This is a genomic window from Pseudomonas sp. BN606 (genome assembly GCF_029873115.1).
Taxonomy (GTDB): domain Bacteria; phylum Pseudomonadota; class Gammaproteobacteria; order Pseudomonadales; family Pseudomonadaceae; genus Metapseudomonas.
Genome location: NZ_SSOF01000042.1, coordinates 56,381 through 75,172, shown reverse-complemented (window position 1 = coordinate 75,172; position 18,792 = coordinate 56,381). Strand labels below are relative to the sequence as shown.

The window sequence follows — 18,792 nt, the reverse complement described above, 5'->3', positions numbered from 1 at the left end:
TCGCCAAGGAGCCCCATGCACTGCTTTTTCATCGCCCCGACCGGATTCGGCGTCGGTCTGACCTCCACCAGCCTGGGATTGGTACGTGCCCTGGAGCTGGCTGGCCTGCAGGTCGGCTTCCTCAAGCCGGTGGCCCAGCCCCACCCCGGCGACCTCGGCCCGGAGCGCTCCACCGAGCTGGTGGCCCGCACCCATGGTCTCAAACCACCGACGCCACTGGCGCAGTCCCAGGTGGAGCGGATGCTCGCCGACGGCCAGTTGGACGAGTTGCTGGAAGACATCACCGGCCTGTTCCATAAGGCCGCCGAGGACAAGGACGTCGTGATTGTCGAAGGCATGGTGCCGACCCGACACGCCAGCTACGCCGCGCGCATCAACTTCCACCTGGCCAAGAGCCTGGACGCCGACGTGATCCTGGTATCGGCGCCGGAAGACGAGAGTCTCTCGGAATTGTCCGATCGCCTGGAGATCCAGGCCCAGCAATTCGGCGGACCGCGTGACCCGAAGGTCCTAGGGGTGATCCTCAACAAGGTGCGCGACGACGAATTCGCCCGCCGCCTCAAGGAGCAGTCACCTCTGCTCCGCGGCGACGACTTCCGCCTGCTGGGCAGCGTGCCCTGGCTGGACGAACTGAACGCACCGCGAACCCGCGACGTCGCCGACCTGCTGCAGGCCCAGGTGATCAATGCCGGCGACTACGACCAGCGCCGCGTGCAGAAGATAGTCGTCTGCGCACGCACCGTGCCCAACACCGTGCAACAGCTCAAACCGGGCGTGCTAGTGGTGACGCCTGGCGATCGCGACGACATCATCCTCGCCGCCAGCCTGGCGTCCATGAACGGCGTGCCGCTTGCCGGCCTGCTGCTCTCCAGCGATATCCAGCCCGACCCACGCACCCTGGAACTGTGCCGAGGTGCCCTGCAAGGCGGCCTGCCGGTGCTGGGCGTGGCAACCGGCACCTATGACACGGCCACCAACCTCAACCGGATGAACAAGGAAATCCCGGTGGACGACCGCGAGCGCGCGGAGAAAGTCACCGAGTTCGTCGCCCGCAACCTCGACCTCGACTGGCTGCGCGCCCGCTGCGGCGCTCCCAGCGCGACCCCGCGTCTGTCTCCCCCGGCGTTCCGCCACCGCCTGATCCAGCAGGCCCAGCTCGCCGGCAAGCGCATCGTCCTGCCTGAAGGCAGCGAGCCGCGCACCGTGCAGGCTGCCGCCGCCTGCCAGGCTCGAGGCATCGCCCATTGTGTGCTGCTGGCCAAGCCGGACGATGTTCATGCCGTGGCCCGGGCGCAGGGCATCGACCTGCCAGAGGGCCTGGAAATCCTCGATCCGGACAAGGTCCGCGAACGCTATGTGCAGCCCATGGTGGAGCTGCGCCAGAACAAGAGCCTCAATGCGCCCATGGCAACCGCGCAGCTGGAAGACAGCGTTGTGCTCGGCACCATGATGCTGGCCCTGGACGAAGTGGACGGCCTGGTGTCCGGTGCCATCCACCCCACGGCGAACACCATTCGCCCGGCGCTGCAGCTGATCAAATCGGCGCCCGGCTACCGCATCGCCTCTTCCGTCTACCTGATGCTGCTGCCGGAACAGGTGGTGGTCTACGGAGACTGCGCGGTGAACCCCGATCCCGACGCCAGCGACCTGGCGGAAATCGCCCTGCAGAGTGCGGATTCCGCCGAGGCGCTGGGGATAACCCCACGCGTGGCGCTGATCTGCGATTCGGCAGACGCAGCTGAGCTGGCCAAGGTCGGCGAGGCTACGCGCCTGGCCCGAGCCGCCCGCCCGGACCTGCCCATCGAAGGCCCCCTGCCCTATGCCGCCGCCAGGGACGGACGCACCACGGTGTTCGTCTTCCCCGACCTCGCCAGCGGTGATGCGGCCTACAAGGCCGTGCAACAGGGCAATCACGCAGCCAGTGGCGGCCTGATGCTCCAGGGCCTGCGCAAGCCGGTGAACGACCTGCCGCGCAATGTCGTGGTGGACGACATCATCCACACCATCGCACTGACGGCGATCCAGGCCGCGTGCGGTAGCGAGGGCTGACAGAACCACACCTTGCCGGGAATTTCCTCTGTAGGGGCGAATTCATTCGCCCCTACAACAGAGCCGACGAATTAGCCTCGCTCCCGACCGCCCGGTCACCCTTCCCGCTTGCAGTTGAGTGAACAACCGTTAACCTTGGCCACCATTCTGCCCGCAGTCAGGGAATGCAGCGGGCCCTATCCATGACGCGGTGGCTACGACCACCCACGGTGAGGCTCCACCCTTTCATGCTCAGCTTTATCCCCGCCCCCCTGCTCGGCGCCCTGGCAGCTGTCCTGCTGGCGCTCAACACCCTGTTCTGGTGCATGCCACTGTTCGCTGTGACGCTGCTGAAGCTGCTGCTGCCCTTCCGCGCCACCAAGGGCGTGCTGAACTGGGCCGCTAGCTTCATCGCCGAGGGCTGGATCAGCTGCAACAAGTTGTGGATGCGCCTGGTGCGCGACACCCGCTGGGACGTCGACGGACTGGCCGGGCTCGATTACCAGCACAGCTACCTGGTCACCAGCAATCACCAGAGCTGGGTGGACATCCTGGTCCTGCAACACTTGTTCAACCGGCGCATCCGTCTGCTGCGTTTCTTCCTCAAGCAGGAGTTGATCTGGGTCCCGGTGATCGGCCTGTGCTGGTGGGCGCTGGATTTCCCCTTCATGAAGCGCTACTCCAAGGCTTACCTGGCCAAGCACCCGGAGAAAAAGGGCAAGGACCTGGAAACCACCCGCCGCACCTGCGACAAGTTCCGTGACAACCCGGTGGGCATTTTCAACTTCCTCGAAGGCACCCGCTTCACCCGTGCCAAACACGACGAACAGGGTTCGCCTTTCCAATACCTGCTCAAGCCCAAGGCAGGCGGCATCGCCTTCGTGCTCGACGCCATGGGTGAGCAGTTGCATTCGCTGGTCAACGTCACCATTCACTACCCGGATGGCAACCCGAATTTCTGGACCTTGCTGGCCGGCCGCTTGCGCCAGGTAGTGGTACGCATCGAGAAACTGGAGATTCCTGGCGAGTTCATCGGCAAGAACTACGACCAGGACGAGCAATACCGCCTGGCCTTCCAGCAATGGGTGAACCGCCTGTGGGAGGCCAAGGATGCCCAACTGGTGCGGCTGCACCAGCAATTCCCGGCAGCCTGAGCCGGATACGAAAAGCCCGCCGATTGGCGGGCTTTTTCTTGCTCTAGGCCGTCTGTAGCACCTCATCTACCTGGAGCAACGGCGCCAGGTTGGTGTAGTTGGCGATATCGGCGCTTATCTCGTCGCCGTTCAGTTCCAGAGTGCTGCGCAATTCATCCACCGACAGTACCCAGATATTGGCCATGCAGATAAACGGCGCCACGGCGCCATCCGCTGCAGCCAAGCCCTTGCGCACTTCGAGCTTCACCAGGTTTTCGCCGATCAGGCGGGACAGGAGCGGGATGTGTTCCTCACAGTAGTAGGTGAAGTCGAACTTGGCGCCCGGTGCATTGGGATACGCCACAACAAAGCAGTACATGGAGCCTCCTTTTCTCAATAGGCAGCGGGCGCGAACCCCGATGCCCCGACTCATGAAGTGTAGGCCCGCGACTTCCGGTATGCGTGATGGCCTGCCCCGGTTTCAGGGAGAGGCCGTCAGGCTATCTGATCCCTCGCGCAACGCGACCCAGTCCACCACTTTCGGGAAGGCCTCAGCCTTGGCCACCGGCAGCCCGGGCGCCACCAGGAAGCCCTGCATGAAAGTGCAGCCGTGTTCCAGCAGCCAGTCGCGCTGCGCCAGGGTCTCCACCCCCTCGGCGATCACTTCCAGTCCCAGGTGGCGGCTGAGGTCGATGATGGTGCTGACCACCGCGGCGTCGCGACGCGACTCCAGCATGTTGGAAATGAACAGGCGATCGATCTTCAGGGTATCCAGCTCGAAATGCCGCAGGTAGGCCAGGGACGAATAGCCCGTGCCGAAGTCGTCGATGGCGATACGCACCCCCAGGGCACGCAGCTGCCTGAGCTGTTCGCGGGTCAGCTCCAGGTCCTGCATCAACGCGCTTTCCGTGACCTCCACTTCCAACTGCTCGGGGCGCAAGCGGAATTCCCCGAGCACCCGCCGCAGGTCATCCACCAGTTGCGGCATGCCGAACTGCACCGGACTGACATTCAGGCTCACCACCAGGTCGCTGCCAAAGGTCGGCTGCCAGGCGCTGCACTGGCTGGCCCCCTCCCGCAGTACCCAGTCGCCCAGGCGGTTGATAAGGCGGGTTTCCTCCAGCAGCGGGATGAATACATTGGGCGCCACGGTGCCGGCCACTCGATGTTCCCAGCGCAACAACGCCTCGAAGCCACGCAGGCGACCGGTCTCCAGGTTGACCTGCGGCTGGTACACCAGATGGAAGTCGTTCTGCTCGATGGCATTGCGCAGGCTTTCCTCCAGCATCAGACGGGAGCGGGCGCGGCCATTCATTTCCGGCGAGTAGAAGCGGTACTGCTGACGACCGGCGCGCTTGGCCTCGTACATGGCGATGTCCGCCGCGCGCAACAGGCCGTCCACACTCTGTCCGCACTCGGGGAAGCAGGCGATGCCGACGCTGGCGCCGAGGGTGACATCGATGCCCTCGATGCGGTGGCGCACCGAGACCAGTTCGATGAGTTTCTCGGCAACCCTTGCAGCGTCTTCGGGGTGGTCGAGGGTATCCAGAAGTGCAGTGAATTCGTCGCCCCCCATGCGCGCCAGGATGTCGTAGGGGCGCAGGCAGTTCTTCAACTGTTCCGCTACCCGTCGCAGCACGCGGTCGCCGGCCTCATGGCCCAGGGAGTCGTTGATCAGCTTGAAACCGTCCAGGTCCAGGTAGAGCACCGCCATGCGCTTGCCGTTACGTTCGATGCGCGCCAGGGAAGCCTCCAGCGCCTGGTGGAAGCCTCGGCGGTTGAGCAGTCCGGTCAGGGCATCGGTGATTGCCTGGGACTCCAGTTGGGCGTGCAACTGACGCACCACTGACATATCCAGGGCAATGACCACCATGGAGCGCTGCAGCCGTGGCAGCGGCGAGGACGACAGTGCCACCGGCAGACGCTCGCCCCCCATTGTCTTGAGACTGGCGTCATGCAGGCGGTAGGTCTGGTTCTGCCTCCAGTGGCGGTAGAAATCCGACAGTTTCCATTCGCTCGCCATTTCGGGATGGGCAATCAGGCTCAGCAGTGGCCGGCCCTCCAGATCGTCCACGCTGCCCTGGAGCATCTGCGCCATGGCCGGGTTGGCGAAACTGATCAGGCCGTCTTCGCCCACTACCAGGATGCCCTCGGCGGCATTCTCCAGCACCGAGGCGTTGAAGGCGCGCGCGGTGTCGAGTTGCTGGCTGAGCTGCAGCAGGTCGCGCCGATTGCGCTCGTGGGCCAGCAGCGACTGGATCTTGTGACGCAGCACCTGGGGGTCGAACGGCTTGAGAATGAAGTCCACCGCACCGGAGGAGTAGCCACGGAGCACTGCGTCCTGGGTATGGGCGATGGCGGAGATGAAGATGATCGGCGTGAAGCGGGTCAACGGACTGTTACGCATCAACCGAGCCACTTCGAAACCGTCCATGCGCGGCATCTGCACGTCCAGCAGTACCAGGCCGACTTCCTCTTCCAGCAGACACTTGAGCGCGGCCTCGCCTGAATCCACCGTACGGACCTGCCATTCACCGTCGTCCAGCAACGCCTCCATGGCGGCGAGGTTTTCCTGGCGGTCGTCCACCACCAGCAGGATGTTGGCCGCCAGGCCCTCTTTAAGCTGCAGGTGCGCCATGGCGACCTCCTGGTTGTTCCAGCCAGCGGTAGAGCATGTCCAGCACTTCCTGGCGACTGACCGGCTTGGCCAGGTAGTCGTCGGCACCGGCGGTGATGCACTTCTCACGGTCGCCCTTCATTGCGTGGGCGGTCAGGGCGATGATCGGAATAGCGCAACCGTGCTCCTGCTTGAGCACGCGGGTGGCCGTGTAACCGTCCATATTGGGCATGGCCATGTCCATCAGGATCAGGTCGAAGGGTTCACGCTGGAAGCATTCGATGGCCTCCAGACCGTCGCGGGCGGCGGTCACCTTCAGGCCGGCCTCGTCCAGCAAGGCGCTGAGGGCGTAGATGTTCCGCACATCGTCATCCACCAGGAGCACCCGGCTACCTTCCAGAGGGTCCATGTCCGAGAGGGCGTTCGGCTGACGCACGGCTGCAAGGAAGCCCTGCACGGCCGAGCTGAGGTTGTCGAGGTCCTCGCCCGCCTTGCGCACCACGACTGCCGAATAGCGGCGCAAGCGCTGAAGGTTCTGCTGATTGACGTCAACACCGGTGTTGATGACCACGCGCGAGCCGTCCAGGGGACGTTCCCGGTCGAGGCTGTCGAGCAGTTCGAAGCCATCCTGGTCGGGCAGGTCGAGGTCGATCACCAGGGCGGAGAAATCGTTCTGTGCGTAGGCCTTCCGGGCCCCTTCGCCACTGGCGCTGGCCACCACATTGAAGCCCAGTTGTTCCAGGTGTTCGCGGTAGTGCTCACGCTCTACATCCACGTCCTCCACCAGCAGCAGCTTGCGCGCATCCGGCGGAGTGCCGCCCTCCAGGTCATGGAACACCTGCTCCAGGTCTTCCCGGGCGATGGGCTTGACCAGGTAGCGGGTATCGTCCTCGTTCCAGTCCTGGGGCTGTGGCACGCAGGAGATGATGTTCACCGGCGTGGCACGGTGGTTCGCATGGCTGCGTAGGCGTCGGTAGATCTGCCAGCCGCTGATGTCCGGCAAGAGGATGTCGAGGATGACCGCGGCGAATCGCTCGCTCTGCAGCAGCGCGATGGCCTGTTTTCCACTGCGGCAGTGAACGCTGGAGAATCCGTGGGCCTGGGCTTCCTCGGCCATCACCGAGGCGAAATTGACGTCGTCCTCGACAATCAGCACGGACGGGCCTTGGCCGCTGCGCACCGGTTGCGGCGGTGTCTCGTCGTCCTTCGGCTGGCTGGCGGCCACCGCCACCGGCAGTCGGACGATAAAGCGCGAGCCCCGCCCCGGCACACTTTCCAGCGTGATGTCGCCATCCAGGGCGAGCACCAGTTGACGCGTGATGGCCAGCCCCAGCCCGGTACCGCCGAAGCGCCGGCTGGTGGAACCATCTATCTGCTGGAAAGCCTGGAAGATACGATCGTGCTGGTCTTCGGGAATGCCGATACCAGTGTCGCGCACGGCAAAACGCAGCACTTCGCGTTCATCGGTTGCGGCCGACGGGTCCAGCTCCACGGACAGTTCCACCTCACCCTGCTCGGTGAACTTGAGGGCATTGGATAACAGGTTGCGCAGAATCTGGTGCAGGCGCACGCGGTCGCTGTGGATAACCCTCGGCACGCCCGCCTGGATGTGCGTGGACAGGCGCAGGCCCTTGATCTCGGCCATAGGCCGCAGGCTGCCATCCAGCTCGGCAAGCATGTCCTGGACGTTCAGCGGCTCCAGCTTGAGCTGCATGCGCCCCGCCTCGACCTTGGCCAGGTCGAGGACATCGTTGATCAGTTGCAGCAAGTCGCTGCCGGCGCGGTGGACGATGTCGGCGTGCCGGGTCTGCTTCTCGGTCAGGTTACCGACCATGTTCTGCCGTAGCTGGTCGCTGAGGATCAGGATGCTGTTCAGCGGCGTACGCAGCTCGTGCGACATGTTGGCGAGGAATTCCGATTTGTACCGGTTGGCCAGCATCAGTTGCTCGGCCTGGTCACGCAGCCGCTGTTCCGCCGCCCTGCGCTCGGTGATGTCGATGATCACCGCCTGCACCAGGACTTCGCGGCCTGCACGGATCGGCGAAAGTCCCACCTCCAGGGGGATCATGGTGCCGTCGCGATGCTGGCCGAACAGCTCGCGGTTGCTGCCCATTCGCCGTTGCTCGGGCTTGCGCAGGAAGCCTTCGCGCATCGCCACATGGGACTCGCGCAGCGCCTCGGGCAGCAGTTTCTCCACCGGTGCATCGAGCATTTCCTGGCGGCTGTAGCCGAAGAGCTGCTCGGCCTGCCGATTGACCATGGCGATCCGCCCCTGGGTATCCACCAGGACGATGGCGTTGGGCGAGGCTTCGACCACCAGGCGGAAGCGTTCCTCAGCGCTCTTGCGCGCCTGCAGATCCACCAGGTTGATCAGGTAGCGATGATTCACGCCAAGGTTAAGGCTGCTCAGGGTCAGCGCCACCGGAATTCGCTCTCCCCCCTCCTGTTGCACTTCAACCTCGGTCAGCTGGGTGGGCGCCTGGTCAGCCTCACTCGACACCAGTGCAGCCATGTTCGGCAGGTATCGCTGCAGGCGCTGGCCCAGCAGGAATTCGGTATCACAAGCCAACAAGTCGCCAGCACTGGCATTGGCCATTTCTATACGCCCTTGGACGTCGCAGATAAGCGTGGCCACTGGCAGGTGCTGCAGCAGCAGGCGGAAGCGTTCCTCACGCTCGGCAAGTTCGATGGAGGAAGACAGGCTGAGCTGCAATTGGCGCTCACGCTGGTAGAGGTAGCCCCCTACCAATAGCGAGAGCAGCACCGCGGCCGCCAGGCCTGTCCAGAGGCTGAAAGCGATGCGGTTGTTGCCCAGCATGGCCTCGTACTTGGCCGTGCTGCCTACGCCCAAAGCCCATGTACGGCCGAACAGTTTCAGTTCCTGGACCTGGTGGAAACGTGGCTGGCGTTCGCCACCAACCGTCTCCAACAGGGGCAGACCTGGGTTACCGAGGTCCTTCAGGTCAATTTTGTAGAGGCTGCTCTGGGTCCCCAGGATGCCGTCCATCAGGTCGCTCACGCGGAAGGCACCGCAGACCATGCCAATCAGTGCCGCACGGCGCTCCTCGACGGTGCTGCTGGGCGCATCAGGGCGGTACACCGGCATGTAGAGCAGCAGTCCTCCCTGCACTTGCTGATCGGTTTCCTGCCTGAGCTTCACCGGTCCGGTGAGGATGGCCTCGCCGGTCTCCCAGGCGAGATTGATAGCCTCCCGGCGCACCGCCTCGGTGAGCATGTCGAAGCCCAGGGTACGTCGGTTGCGCCAGTCCATGGGGCTGCTGTATTGCACCACCAGGTACTCGTCCCTCGGCTCCGACGGGAATACGCGGAACTCGCGACGCCCCTGGTCCCAGATCTCGCCGACGAATTCGCTGAGTTCCTCGTGTTTCAGGTAACGCGCCCAGGCCAGCGCCTGGATACCCGGATAGCGGTCCTGCAACTGCAACTGGTCGGTGGCCCGAGCCCACTCCTCGGCAGACACGGCGGTGCTACCAACCATCAGGCCGGACATGCCACGCAGGACCATCTCATAAGCGCGCATCCGGATGCCGACACGCTGGGCAATTTCCTCCGCCTCTATCTTGAAGCGCTGCTCGTACTCGTCGCGATTACGTGCTTCGAGAGCCAGCCATTGCCAGATAACCAGACCGCCGAGCACGAGCAGCAGGGTCAGTGTCACCAGCAGCGGCAACAGGTACTTGCGGGAGAAGGGGGATTGGTTGTCGTCCATGCACGCTCCTGACTACTCCTTGTCCGTGGCGGCGCCTCTGGGGGCGTTGGCCGACGGTTCAAACAGGGTTCGGTGGAACCCTGCAACGCAGTCTAGACAGGAAAGTGACAACTGGCGTTGCGCCAGTAATCGCACGACGAGCGGCAGAAACGACGAGGCCCGCAACAGCGGGCCTCGTGGTGGTGGAGCAGTATCAGTACTGCTGCGGAGCCTGGGCGCCGGGGATGGGCGTCAGCTTGATTTCCACACGGCGGTTCTGCGAACGGCCCGCCTCGTTGGCGTTGCTGGCGACCGGCACGTCCGGGCCCATGCCACGGGAGGAAACGCGAGTGCCGTTGACGCCCTGGGCCATCAGGTAGTTGGCCACGCTCTGGGCGCGCTGCTGCGACAGGTTCATGTTGTATTGGTGGCTACCGGTGCTGTCGGTGTGGCCGACCACTTCAATGTTGTTCTGGTCGTACTGCTTGAACGACGTCGCCAGGTTGTTCAGCGGGGTGTAGAAGTTGCTGGCGATATCTGCCGAGTTGGTGGCGAACGTGATGTTGCCGGGCATGATCAGGTTGATGTTGTCGCCCTGGCGCTGTACCTGCACACCAGTGCCTTCCATGCTGCGGCGCAGCTCGGCTTCCTGCTTGTCGACGTAGTAGCCGTAGCCTGCGCTGGCAGCGCCAGCCACGGCGGCGCCAATCAGCGCACCCTTGCCACGGTTGTCATGATTGATCGCGGCACCGGCTACGGCACCCGCCAGCGCGCCCAGGGCACCGTACTTGGCGGTTTTGCTCATGCCGCCTTCGGCGGGAGCCTGGACTTCACCCTGTTGATTGTAGGGATTCTGAGCAGCACAGCCCGACAGCATGGCGAAAGCGGTGGCGGCGATGATCAGGCGACGCGGGGTGAACATGGACTTTTTACTCCTGAGAAATCGTTTAGCCGGTGTGGCTGCGGGCGATTAGACATCAATGCGCGTAAAAATTCCGTAGATCAGGCTCGCACGAACGGATTTTCCCGCATCTCATCGCCCAGGCGCGTGTCCGGGCCGTGACCGGTCACCACAGTGGCATCCTCGTCCAGGCTGTAGAGGCGCTGCTTGATCGAGCGTTCGATGGTGCCGTAGTCGCCGCCCCACAGATCGGTACGGCCGATGCCCCGGCGGAACAGGGTGTCACCTGCGATCAGCAGCTTGGCCTCGGGGAACCAGAAGCTCATGGAGCCTGGCGTGTGCCCCGGAGTGTGGAGGGCAACGCCGCAACCGCAGGCCAGCTCCTCATCATCGGCCAGCCACTGGTCGGGTGCCGGCACTGGCTTGTAGGGCACACCGAACATGCGGCATTGCATTTCCAGGCTGTCCCAGAGGAACTGGTCTTCCTTGTGCAGATGCAGGGTTGCACCGGTGGCTTTCTTCAGTTCGCCCGAAGCGAGGAAATGATCGAGGTGGGCATGCGTATGGATGATGCTGACGAGCTTCAGGCCGTGGGCCTCCAGGCGTGCCAGGATCAGCTCGTGGTTGCCACCCGGATCGACGACGATGGCCTTCTTGCTGACCGGATCGCCGATCAAGGTGCAGTTGCACTGCAACGGGCCGACGGGGAAGGTTTCGCGAATCAGGGCTGTGGCTTGGGTCATCGGGCATCTCCGGTACGGCGGTGCGCTCTGCGGCGCTCGGGGAATGGGCATCACGGCCCGGCACGATAATCGCTCGGCAGCCTGCCCGTCCATTTGCGGAAGGCGCGGCGGAAGTTGGAGGGATCGTTGAAGCCCAGCAGGCCGGCGATCTCGAACAGCGGCAGCTGGGTGCTGCTGAGGTACTGCAGCGCCAGCCCCTTGCGCACTTCGTCCAGTACCTGTTGATAACTGGTGCCCATGGCCGCCAGGTGTCGGCGCAGGCTGCGCCCGCTGGTATGCAGGGCGCGGGCGGCACCGTCGAGGTCGGGGAAATCGCCGGGACGAGCCATGAGCAGGCGGCGCACACGGGTCAGTAACGCGTCCTGCACATCCAGGGTGGCCAGCAACGCCTCGCACTGCTGCTGGCACATCTGCACCGTGGCGGGGTTTGCCAGGGCCATGGGCCGCTCCAGGTAGTGCTTGGGCAGGCTCAGCCAATGGCAGGACTGCTCGAACTGCGCTTCGACACCGAAGACCTCCACATAGCGCGCCGCATAGGCCGGCGCCGGGTGGGCGAAACCCACTTGCTGCCCGTGCAGCTCTTCACCCAACAGAAAGCGCGCGATGCTGAAGAAGCTGGCCAGCAGCCCTTCCCCGGCGAATCGCCCCAGGGGGCCCATCGGGAAAGATTCGGTCGCCCGCAGTTGCAGGCAATCGCCCTGCTCCACCAGCTCCAGTTCATAGGCCAGTCCCAGGACGCGGTAGTACTTCAGGGCAAACTGCAGGGCGCGACCAAGGTTGGCGCTGGAGAGCACCGCATAGCCAAGGATTCCATGGGTGGAGACATTGAGGCGCCTGCCAAGCAGCAGGCCCAGGGCTGGTTCCCGGCACAATTGCAGGGCGGTGCCGGCGAGCTGGTTGAAATCGAGGAACGACAGGCGGCCATTGGGGGTGCCGAGGATCTCCGGCCGGACCCTCGCACCGGCAAGCAGCGCCTCGCGCGCCACGCCCAGCTCTTCAGCCAGACCCAGCAAGGATTCGGCGTAAGCGACGGGCACCAGTTCGGCGGAGAAGGTCAGGGATTGCTTCATATTGGCGTCTTGTTCTGGATGTGGCCGGATATGACCCGAAGGTTGGCAGAAGATAACCTTGTCCTACAAAACCCGGCAAGCGGATATTGGGACCATGGTCCATACAGACTCAAGGAGCCCCCATGGCCAGCACCACACCCGAAGGATTGGTAATCCGCCCGCGCCACATGGATTTCGAATTTCCCAATCCGCTGCCCCGCCACTGGCACAGTGGCGATGCCTTCAAGAGCCACCTGTTCGACGCGATGTCGGTGCTTTTCCCTGACGGCGAGCGCTTCTTCATCGACTCGGTCCGCCTGTTCCGCGACCAGATCGACGACCCGACCCTGAAGGAGCAGATCCGCGGCTTCATCGGCCAGGAAGGCCACCACAGCCGCGAGCACCTGGAGTACAGCAATCGCCTGCGCGACCTCGGCTACGACATCGGCGCCATCGAGCGCCGCGCCCAGGCACGCATCCGCTACACGCAAAAGAAGTTCTCTGCACGCCGCCAACTGGCCGCCACTGCCGCCCTGGAACACATCACCGCGATCATGGCCGATGGTCTGTTGAAGAACCCCGAGTACATGACTGGCGCCCACCCGGTTATGGCGCGTCTGTGGCGCTGGCATGCGCTGGAGGAAACCGAGCACAAGGCAGTGGCCTTCGACGTGTACAACCAGGTCTGCGGCAGTCATCGCCTGCTGCGCCGGGCGATGATGATGGGCACCTTCTTCTTCGTCCTCGACACCACCCGCGGCCTGGCCCACATGCTCAAGCGCGACGGGCTCTTGTGGAACTGGCGCGTCTGGCGCGACGGCCTGAGCTGGATGTGGGGGCGCAACGGTATCTTCCGCCCGTTGGTGCGTACCTACCTGGACTTCTTCAAGAAAGGCTTCCATCCGTGGCAGCACGACAACCTGGACCTGCTGTACAAGACCCGCGAAGAGTTCGATGAGCCTCAAGCGAGTGCTGCCTGAGCATTGACCGGATGAGAAAAACGGCCCTTCGGGGCCGTTTTCTTTTGAGCTCGGGGTGATTGGGTAGGGTGCGCCGTGCGCACCAGGAAGTCCGCACGGGAAACTCGATGCGCGCGGCGCACCCTACAGCCAGGTTCGACCGGTCAGCCCAACAAGAACCTCATCGCATCCGCCGCGCTCTGCTGCGGAATCTCTTCCATCGGGATATGCCCGACGCCAGGGTAGGTCTTCACCTCGATACCGGGCAGGTCGCGCTGCCAAAGCGGCACATGCTTCGGTGAAATCCAACGGTCCTTCTCGCCCCAAAGCAGCAGCGTCGGCGCCGTGATCTGCGCCACGCGCTGGCCGGTGCCTTCCAGTTCCTCCTGGTTGACCTTCAGCAGTACGCGGAAGATCTCCATCATCGCCCGACGGTTACCAGGGCGGCGGCTCAGGTCGTAGTAACGATCCACCACACCCGGCCTGATCCGGCCCGGTTCGCCGTAGACTTCCTTGATGCCCTGAGCGATCAGTGCCCTGGGCATCCACAGCGGCATGGCCAGGGTGGCGCCGGGGAGCGCAGCGGAGGCGATCATCCACGGTACCTTGCGCATCTGGTAGCCGGCCGGGTCGATCAGCACCAGCTTGTCGACCCGCTGCGGCTGAGTCAGGGCGAAGTTCCAGGCGATGTAGCCGCCCAGAGAGTTGCCGGCGATGGATGCCCTGGTCACGCCCAGGTAATCCATCAGCAGGCCGAGGATGCCGACCATGCGTTCGGCCGAGTAGTCACCGCCGCGCTTGGGACCGGTGAGGCCAAAGCCCGGCACGTCGAAGCGAATGATGCGGTAGTACGGGGCGAAGGCTTCGACCCAGCCATCCCAGGTATGCAGGGAAGCCACCACGCCATGGATCATCACCAGGGCCGGCTTGTCGCGGCTACCTTCGTCGCGGTAATGGACGTTGAAACCATCCAGCTCGATGAAACGCGAACCGCTATCGGCGCTGGCATAGCGCGCCTTGAGGCGGTCGAGCGGCAGGGAGCCGAAACCCAGACGGGCGAAACCGGCGGCGAGCGGCGGCGACAGCGGCAAGCTGGATGCGGACATGCGGGGGCACCTCGTGATTGTTGTTGTCGAGGGCCTATCACAGCACGCAGCCCGGAAGACCGCGCCCAACCTAGGATGTGTCCGTCGTGTTAGAGGGCGCGTGGGCGCAGTGCAGCGATCAGCAGATCCCCCAGCACCGTCTTGGCCCGCTCGATCCCGCTGGCGGAGGCGGCACTACCCAGCAGCTCCAGGGATGCCGCCTCCATCGCCCAGATCAGCGCGCGATAGGTCAGCGGGTCGCGCGCATCACCTTCGCCATGCAGGCGTTCGGCGAGCAGGCGGCCCATCTCCTCGTGGGCCCGCTGGCGGTGGCTCGCAAGGGGGGAATCGGCACGCAGGGCTTCTTCCTGCATCAGACGAATGATGGGGCCGACGGCCAGGTGGTAATCGAAGAAACGCGCCACCATCCCGCGCAGCCAGGCGTCGGCGCTGCCGGCGTCGTCCTGCATCTCGCGAAAGCGCGCCAGCAGCAGGACCACGGCCGTGCGATAGATGCTTTCCAGCACATCCATCTTGTTCGCGAAGTACTTGTAGAAAGTGCGGCGGGACACCCGGGCCGCCTCCAGCAAGTCGTTAACCGTGGTCTCGGCGATACCCTTGCGGGCGAATACCGGGATGGCCGCCAACTGGATATTGGCGCGCAGAATATGGCCCACCAGCGGCCCTTCGCCTTCGCCCTGCTGGCGCACGGCGTTGAAACCACCCAGGTCCTCGAACACCGCACGCACGGCACCCTGCTCGCTCGTTTCCATCAGCCTGTTTCCCAACCAAGGCGCGGGTGACGGCGCATCGCGGCCTCGTTACTCTTGGCCGGCCCTTCCCCGCAGGATTGTCCTGATCGATGACGCTAACACGCCCCCTGCTCTTGCCGCTGGCCATCCTTTTGCTGGTGTTCGCCCTGCGCGCACCGGCCGCCGAGCTGTTCTACCTGGGGCAGAAGATCCCGGACATCCAGCGCCCCTGGTCAAGCGCCGACTATCACCAACTGATCCTGGCCCTGCAGAAGATCGATACCACCCAGGTCAACGCCCTGCCGCGACGCAGCGGCGAGTTCACCGGCCCCATCTACACGCGCATGGTCAGTGAGCAGAACTTCAAGCCACAGCTGAACATCTATGCGCCATTGGAGCTGCGACAGAACGAGGCGCGCGAAGTGCTCTTCCAGCTCAAGGAGCTGATGCGCCTGTACTTCGACTTCAAGGCCGCGCAGCAACCCTACGGTGCCGAGGCGCTGGGCCTGATGACCTATTCACTGCGCCAGCAGGCCATCCTCTTCACCCTCACGGTGGAGTTCTGGATGACGCTTTCCGAAAAGGAACAGACCAGCCAGATTCGCCTGCAGGGCCTGCAGGAGACCAAGGCTGCCGCCGCCATGCTGACCTCCAGCGCACTGGACTACCTGGGTCTGACCCGCCAGTTCAATCGCGAAGACCTGGTGCTCTACAGCGCCGAACTGGCCAAGCAACTGCCGGAGCTTTTCGTGCATCTGCCGGCGGATGTGCGTGGGCAACTGCTGGCGCGGGTGGCCGAACTGGCGGAGAAACATCAATACGACGAGGTGCGCGCGAACATGGCCGACCTGCTACCGGTACTGGTCAGCATCCAGCAGGACGTGGACGCCCAGTTGGCCAAACCCACTCCGACGAAACCGGCCAAGCCGGCATTGGACCTCTCGGTACCGCAGGCCACCTCAGCGAAGTAGACCTAGCGCCTTGGCCCGGGCCACGGCCTGGGTGCGGCGCTCCACGCCGAGTTTGCTGTTGATATGGCGGGCGTGGCTTTTCACCGTATGTAATGAGATGAACAGGCGCTCGCTGATTTCCTGGTTGGAGCAGCCCTGGGCGATCAGCTGCAGCACCGCCAGCTCCCGCGAACTCAATGCCTCGGCGGCCCCGACGTCCGCTGGTAGCGCAACCTCGGCGCCCGGCAGCAGGTCGAGCAATTCGCGCACCGAATCCGGAGAGCGTGTCGCCAGTTGCTCGCGGAGCCACTGTGGATGCTGCTCCAGCAGCTCCCGATATGGCAGCAGGGAACCGCATTGCAGGCATTCCAGGGCACGGTCGAGCAACGCCGAGGCTTCGCGCTCGCGACTGGTGCGCAGCAGACTTACCAGTTGCAGCCGTGCTCCCAGGGCCACATGCATGATTCCCTGGCTTTCGGCCTTCTCCAGCAACGCCCTGAGCCGAGCCTCCGCTTCGACCGCCTTACCTTGCGCACGGGACAACGCGGCCGATTGCTGCTCGATGCACAACGGCAGCAGCGGGTGGAACTCCGGCGCCGCTGCAGCCCCTTCGCCCGCGTAGGTTTCTTCCAGTCGTGGCAGCCAGGCTTCCGCCAGTTCGAGCTGCCCCTGTGCCAGCCAGAGCTCGCATTTGGACAGGGTGATCATCGCCAGGTAGTAAACCGGCGGTACGTCCCAGATGTGCATCAGCCGCTCGGCCTCGGCCAGTTGCGCAAACGCGGCGGCGAAGCGCCCTTCACGCCCTTCCAGGGCGGCCAGGGCGCAGTGCCCGATCAACAGGCTGATATCGCGGCACGCACGGGCTTCGGCAATGCCCGCCTGCAGGCTGACCCGTGCTGCCTGATGCTGCATGCGCATACACAGCAGGAAGCCCTGATAAAGCATCAATCGCGCCCTTGCCACACAGGCCCTGGGAACTTCCACGCCGCGCAGGCGCTCCAGGCCTTTCTGCACTTCGGCCTGAGCCCGCAGCGTTTCGCCACGCACCTGCAGGACGCGGGCACGGTCGTAATGGACCAGCGACTCGAACAACGGATTGGCGCCGCGCTGGGCCATTTCCAGCGCTTCGCGGTTGAGGCCACGAGCGCGCCAGAGGTCGCCGCGCACCAGGGCAATATTCCCCAGCAGCGACAGGCAGAGGTGGCGCTGGCCGTAGTTCTCCGGCGACAACGCAGTCAGGGCCTCGGTACAGGAAGCTTCCGCACGCTCGATATCGCCACGGCCACGGGCGATCAGCCCGTTGATGGCCTGCCATTGCACCAGCAGGCTGCGCTGTTGAGCGGCGTCCGGTGCGGGCAGGAAGCGCGCCAGGTTGCTGGCCAGTTCTTCCGCTGCATCCAGCTGGCAAGCCAGGCCCAGGGCCAGGCTGTAGAGCACGATCAGGCGCGGCGTGCTGGACAGCAGGCTGTCGGGCAAGTCCATCTTCCAGCGCAGCAGCATGGCGATGTTCTGGTTGGCCAGCAGTTGCTCCTCGGACAGGTTCTGCACCAGCGAGGCCGCCACATCGGGCTGGCCAGCACGCAGGGCCTGTTCCACCGCCTCATCCAGCAGCCCACGTGCGCTGAACCAGCGGCAGGCGCGCAGGTGCATTCCGGAAGGCGTCAGGCTCGTGGTGCCACGGGCACGCAACAGATCGGAGAACAGGTGGTGATAACGGAACCATTGGCCCTGCTCGTCCAGCGGCACCAGGAACACCTGGTGCGCCTGCAGGTGGCGTAGGATCGCGGCGCTGTCGTGGCTCTCGCGCACGGCATCGCAGAGCTCGGCGCAGAAACGCTCGAAGCGGGCGGTCTCGAAGAGGAAGGCCTGGACTTCGGGCGGCTGTCGCTCGATGACTTCCTCCAGCAGGTATTCGCGAATCAGGCTCTCATCGCCATGGGCGACCTGCTCGACACCAGTACCAGCCGGTGCTTCCTGGCCGGCCAGGAGCCACAAGCGAAGGCCGGCGACCCAGCCTTCACTGCGTTGCAGCAGGCCTTCAAGGTCGTCGCTATCGAGTTTGGTGCCCTGGCTGCTGAGCAGAGCCAGGCACTCGTCCTCAGTCAGGCGAAGGTCCTGTTCATTGAGCTCCAACAGGTGACGCGACAGGCGCAGCCGCGCCAGGTGCCAGTCCGGGCGCTGGCGACTGGTGACCAGCAGTACCCAGCCATCGGGCAAGTGGTTGAGGAGGAACTGCAGGCAGCGATCGAGCACTGCGTTCTGCGCAAGGTGATAGTCGTCCAGCACCAACAGCAGCGGCTGGTTTGCATCCAGGCGCTCGGCGACTTCGTCGAGCAGGCCATCCAGCCACTGCTCGAAGGCGAAAGGCTGGTGGCGCTGGCGCATCTTCAGGTGCCCCATGGCTTCGTCGCCCAGGCCCGGATAGAACTGGCGCAGGCCATCCAGCAAGCGTTCGAGAAAGCGCCCCGGATCGCTGTCGCGCCGACTCAGGCTGAGCCACAGACTTTGCCAGCCATCAGGCAGGTCCTCGCAGAACTCGATCGCCAGGGAGCTTTTGCCAAAGCCGGCGGGGGCACTGAGCATCAGCAGACGACCGTCGAGGCCGGCGGCAAGCCGCTCGCACAGGCGCGGACGCGGGACATGGCCGGCAGGACGCGGCGGGCGGAAAAAGCGCGCATCTGCCACGGGGACAGCGGACGACGAAATGGTTCGCGAACTGGTCAGTACGGTCATCACCCAGCTTCTAGGAATGTTGTACGTGCGGGGGGCGAGCTCGAAGGAGCCTAGCCGTTCGGGAGAGCCAATAGAAGCCCCGCCGGGAAGGAAGTACAGACAAGAAAAAGCCGGCCCGGAGGCCGGCTTCGCA

Annotated in this window: 13 protein-coding genes; 4 read left to right on the top strand and 9 right to left on the bottom strand. The window is 64.4% G+C overall.

The annotated features are described in order from the left end of the window. Positions 1–15: 15 nt before the first annotated feature. Positions 16–2,049: a phosphate acetyltransferase gene (pta, locus tag E8E75_RS05750; RefSeq protein WP_153918536.1), complete on the top strand. Its 2,034-nt coding sequence runs from the start codon at positions 16–18 to the stop codon at positions 2,047–2,049. A gap of 227 nt (positions 2,050–2,276) precedes the next feature. Next, positions 2,277–3,182, top strand: coding sequence for an acyltransferase (locus E8E75_RS05745; RefSeq protein ID WP_120654659.1), 906 nt, complete (start codon positions 2,277–2,279; stop codon positions 3,180–3,182). A 43-nt stretch (positions 3,183–3,225) separates the two neighbouring features. On the opposite strand, the gene E8E75_RS05740 is transcribed toward E8E75_RS05745, so the two are convergent. From E8E75_RS05740 to E8E75_RS05715, 6 genes are all read right to left on the bottom strand, one after another. Next, the gene (locus E8E75_RS05740) at positions 3,226–3,540 is read right to left on the bottom strand and encodes an EthD family reductase (protein WP_120654658.1); all 315 of its coding nucleotides are present in this window, start codon (positions 3,538–3,540) and stop codon (positions 3,226–3,228) included. Positions 3,541–3,642: 102 nt separating this feature from the next. Continuing rightward, a complete protein-coding gene (locus tag E8E75_RS05735) occupies positions 3,643–5,799 on the bottom strand; it encodes an EAL domain-containing protein (protein ID WP_153918534.1) in 2,157 nt (718 codons plus the stop codon). Beyond that, on the bottom strand, positions 5,780–9,508 hold the full coding sequence (locus E8E75_RS05730) for a response regulator (protein WP_120654656.1): 3,729 nt from the start codon (positions 9,506–9,508) through the stop codon (positions 5,780–5,782). The genes E8E75_RS05735 and E8E75_RS05730 overlap by 20 nt, the downstream gene beginning before the upstream one ends. Before the next feature lie 193 nt (positions 9,509–9,701). Next, positions 9,702–10,409, bottom strand: coding sequence for an OmpA family protein (locus E8E75_RS05725; protein WP_120654655.1), 708 nt, complete (start codon positions 10,407–10,409; stop codon positions 9,702–9,704). 80 nt (positions 10,410–10,489) lie between these two features. After that, positions 10,490–11,131: an MBL fold metallo-hydrolase gene (locus E8E75_RS05720; RefSeq protein ID WP_153918532.1), complete on the bottom strand. Its 642-nt coding sequence runs from the start codon at positions 11,129–11,131 to the stop codon at positions 10,490–10,492. A gap of 50 nt (positions 11,132–11,181) precedes the next feature. Further along, entirely contained in the window at positions 11,182–12,201 is a 1,020-nt protein-coding gene (locus E8E75_RS05715; RefSeq protein WP_120654653.1) for an AraC family transcriptional regulator, read from the bottom strand. A 122-nt stretch (positions 12,202–12,323) separates the two neighbouring features. Here E8E75_RS05715 and E8E75_RS05710 point away from each other — a divergent pair, with 122 nt between their 5' ends. After that, positions 12,324–13,160 carry a metal-dependent hydrolase gene (locus E8E75_RS05710; protein WP_153918530.1) on the top strand — a complete coding sequence of 279 codons (837 nt, stop codon included), beginning with the start codon at positions 12,324–12,326 and terminating at the stop codon, positions 13,158–13,160. A gap of 143 nt (positions 13,161–13,303) precedes the next feature. Here the strand turns inward: E8E75_RS05710 and E8E75_RS05705 are convergent, their stop codons facing one another. Next, a complete protein-coding gene (locus E8E75_RS05705; RefSeq protein WP_153918528.1) occupies positions 13,304–14,245 on the bottom strand; it encodes an alpha/beta hydrolase in 942 nt (313 codons plus the stop codon). Between the two features lie 89 nt (positions 14,246–14,334). Further along, the gene (locus E8E75_RS05700) at positions 14,335–14,997 is read right to left on the bottom strand and encodes a TetR/AcrR family transcriptional regulator (RefSeq protein WP_120654650.1); all 663 of its coding nucleotides are present in this window, start codon (positions 14,995–14,997) and stop codon (positions 14,335–14,337) included. Positions 14,998–15,086: 89 nt separating this feature from the next. On the opposite strand from E8E75_RS05700, the gene E8E75_RS05695 reads away from it, so the two are divergent. Next, on the top strand, positions 15,087–15,947 hold the full coding sequence (locus E8E75_RS05695) for a hypothetical protein (protein WP_153918526.1): 861 nt from the start codon (positions 15,087–15,089) through the stop codon (positions 15,945–15,947). On the opposite strand, the gene E8E75_RS05690 is transcribed toward E8E75_RS05695, so the two are convergent. Next, positions 15,936–18,659: a LuxR C-terminal-related transcriptional regulator gene (locus E8E75_RS05690; protein WP_153918524.1), complete on the bottom strand. Its 2,724-nt coding sequence runs from the start codon at positions 18,657–18,659 to the stop codon at positions 15,936–15,938. The two genes, E8E75_RS05695 and E8E75_RS05690, sit on opposite strands and share 12 nt — an antisense overlap. Positions 18,660–18,792: the final 133 nt, after the last annotated feature.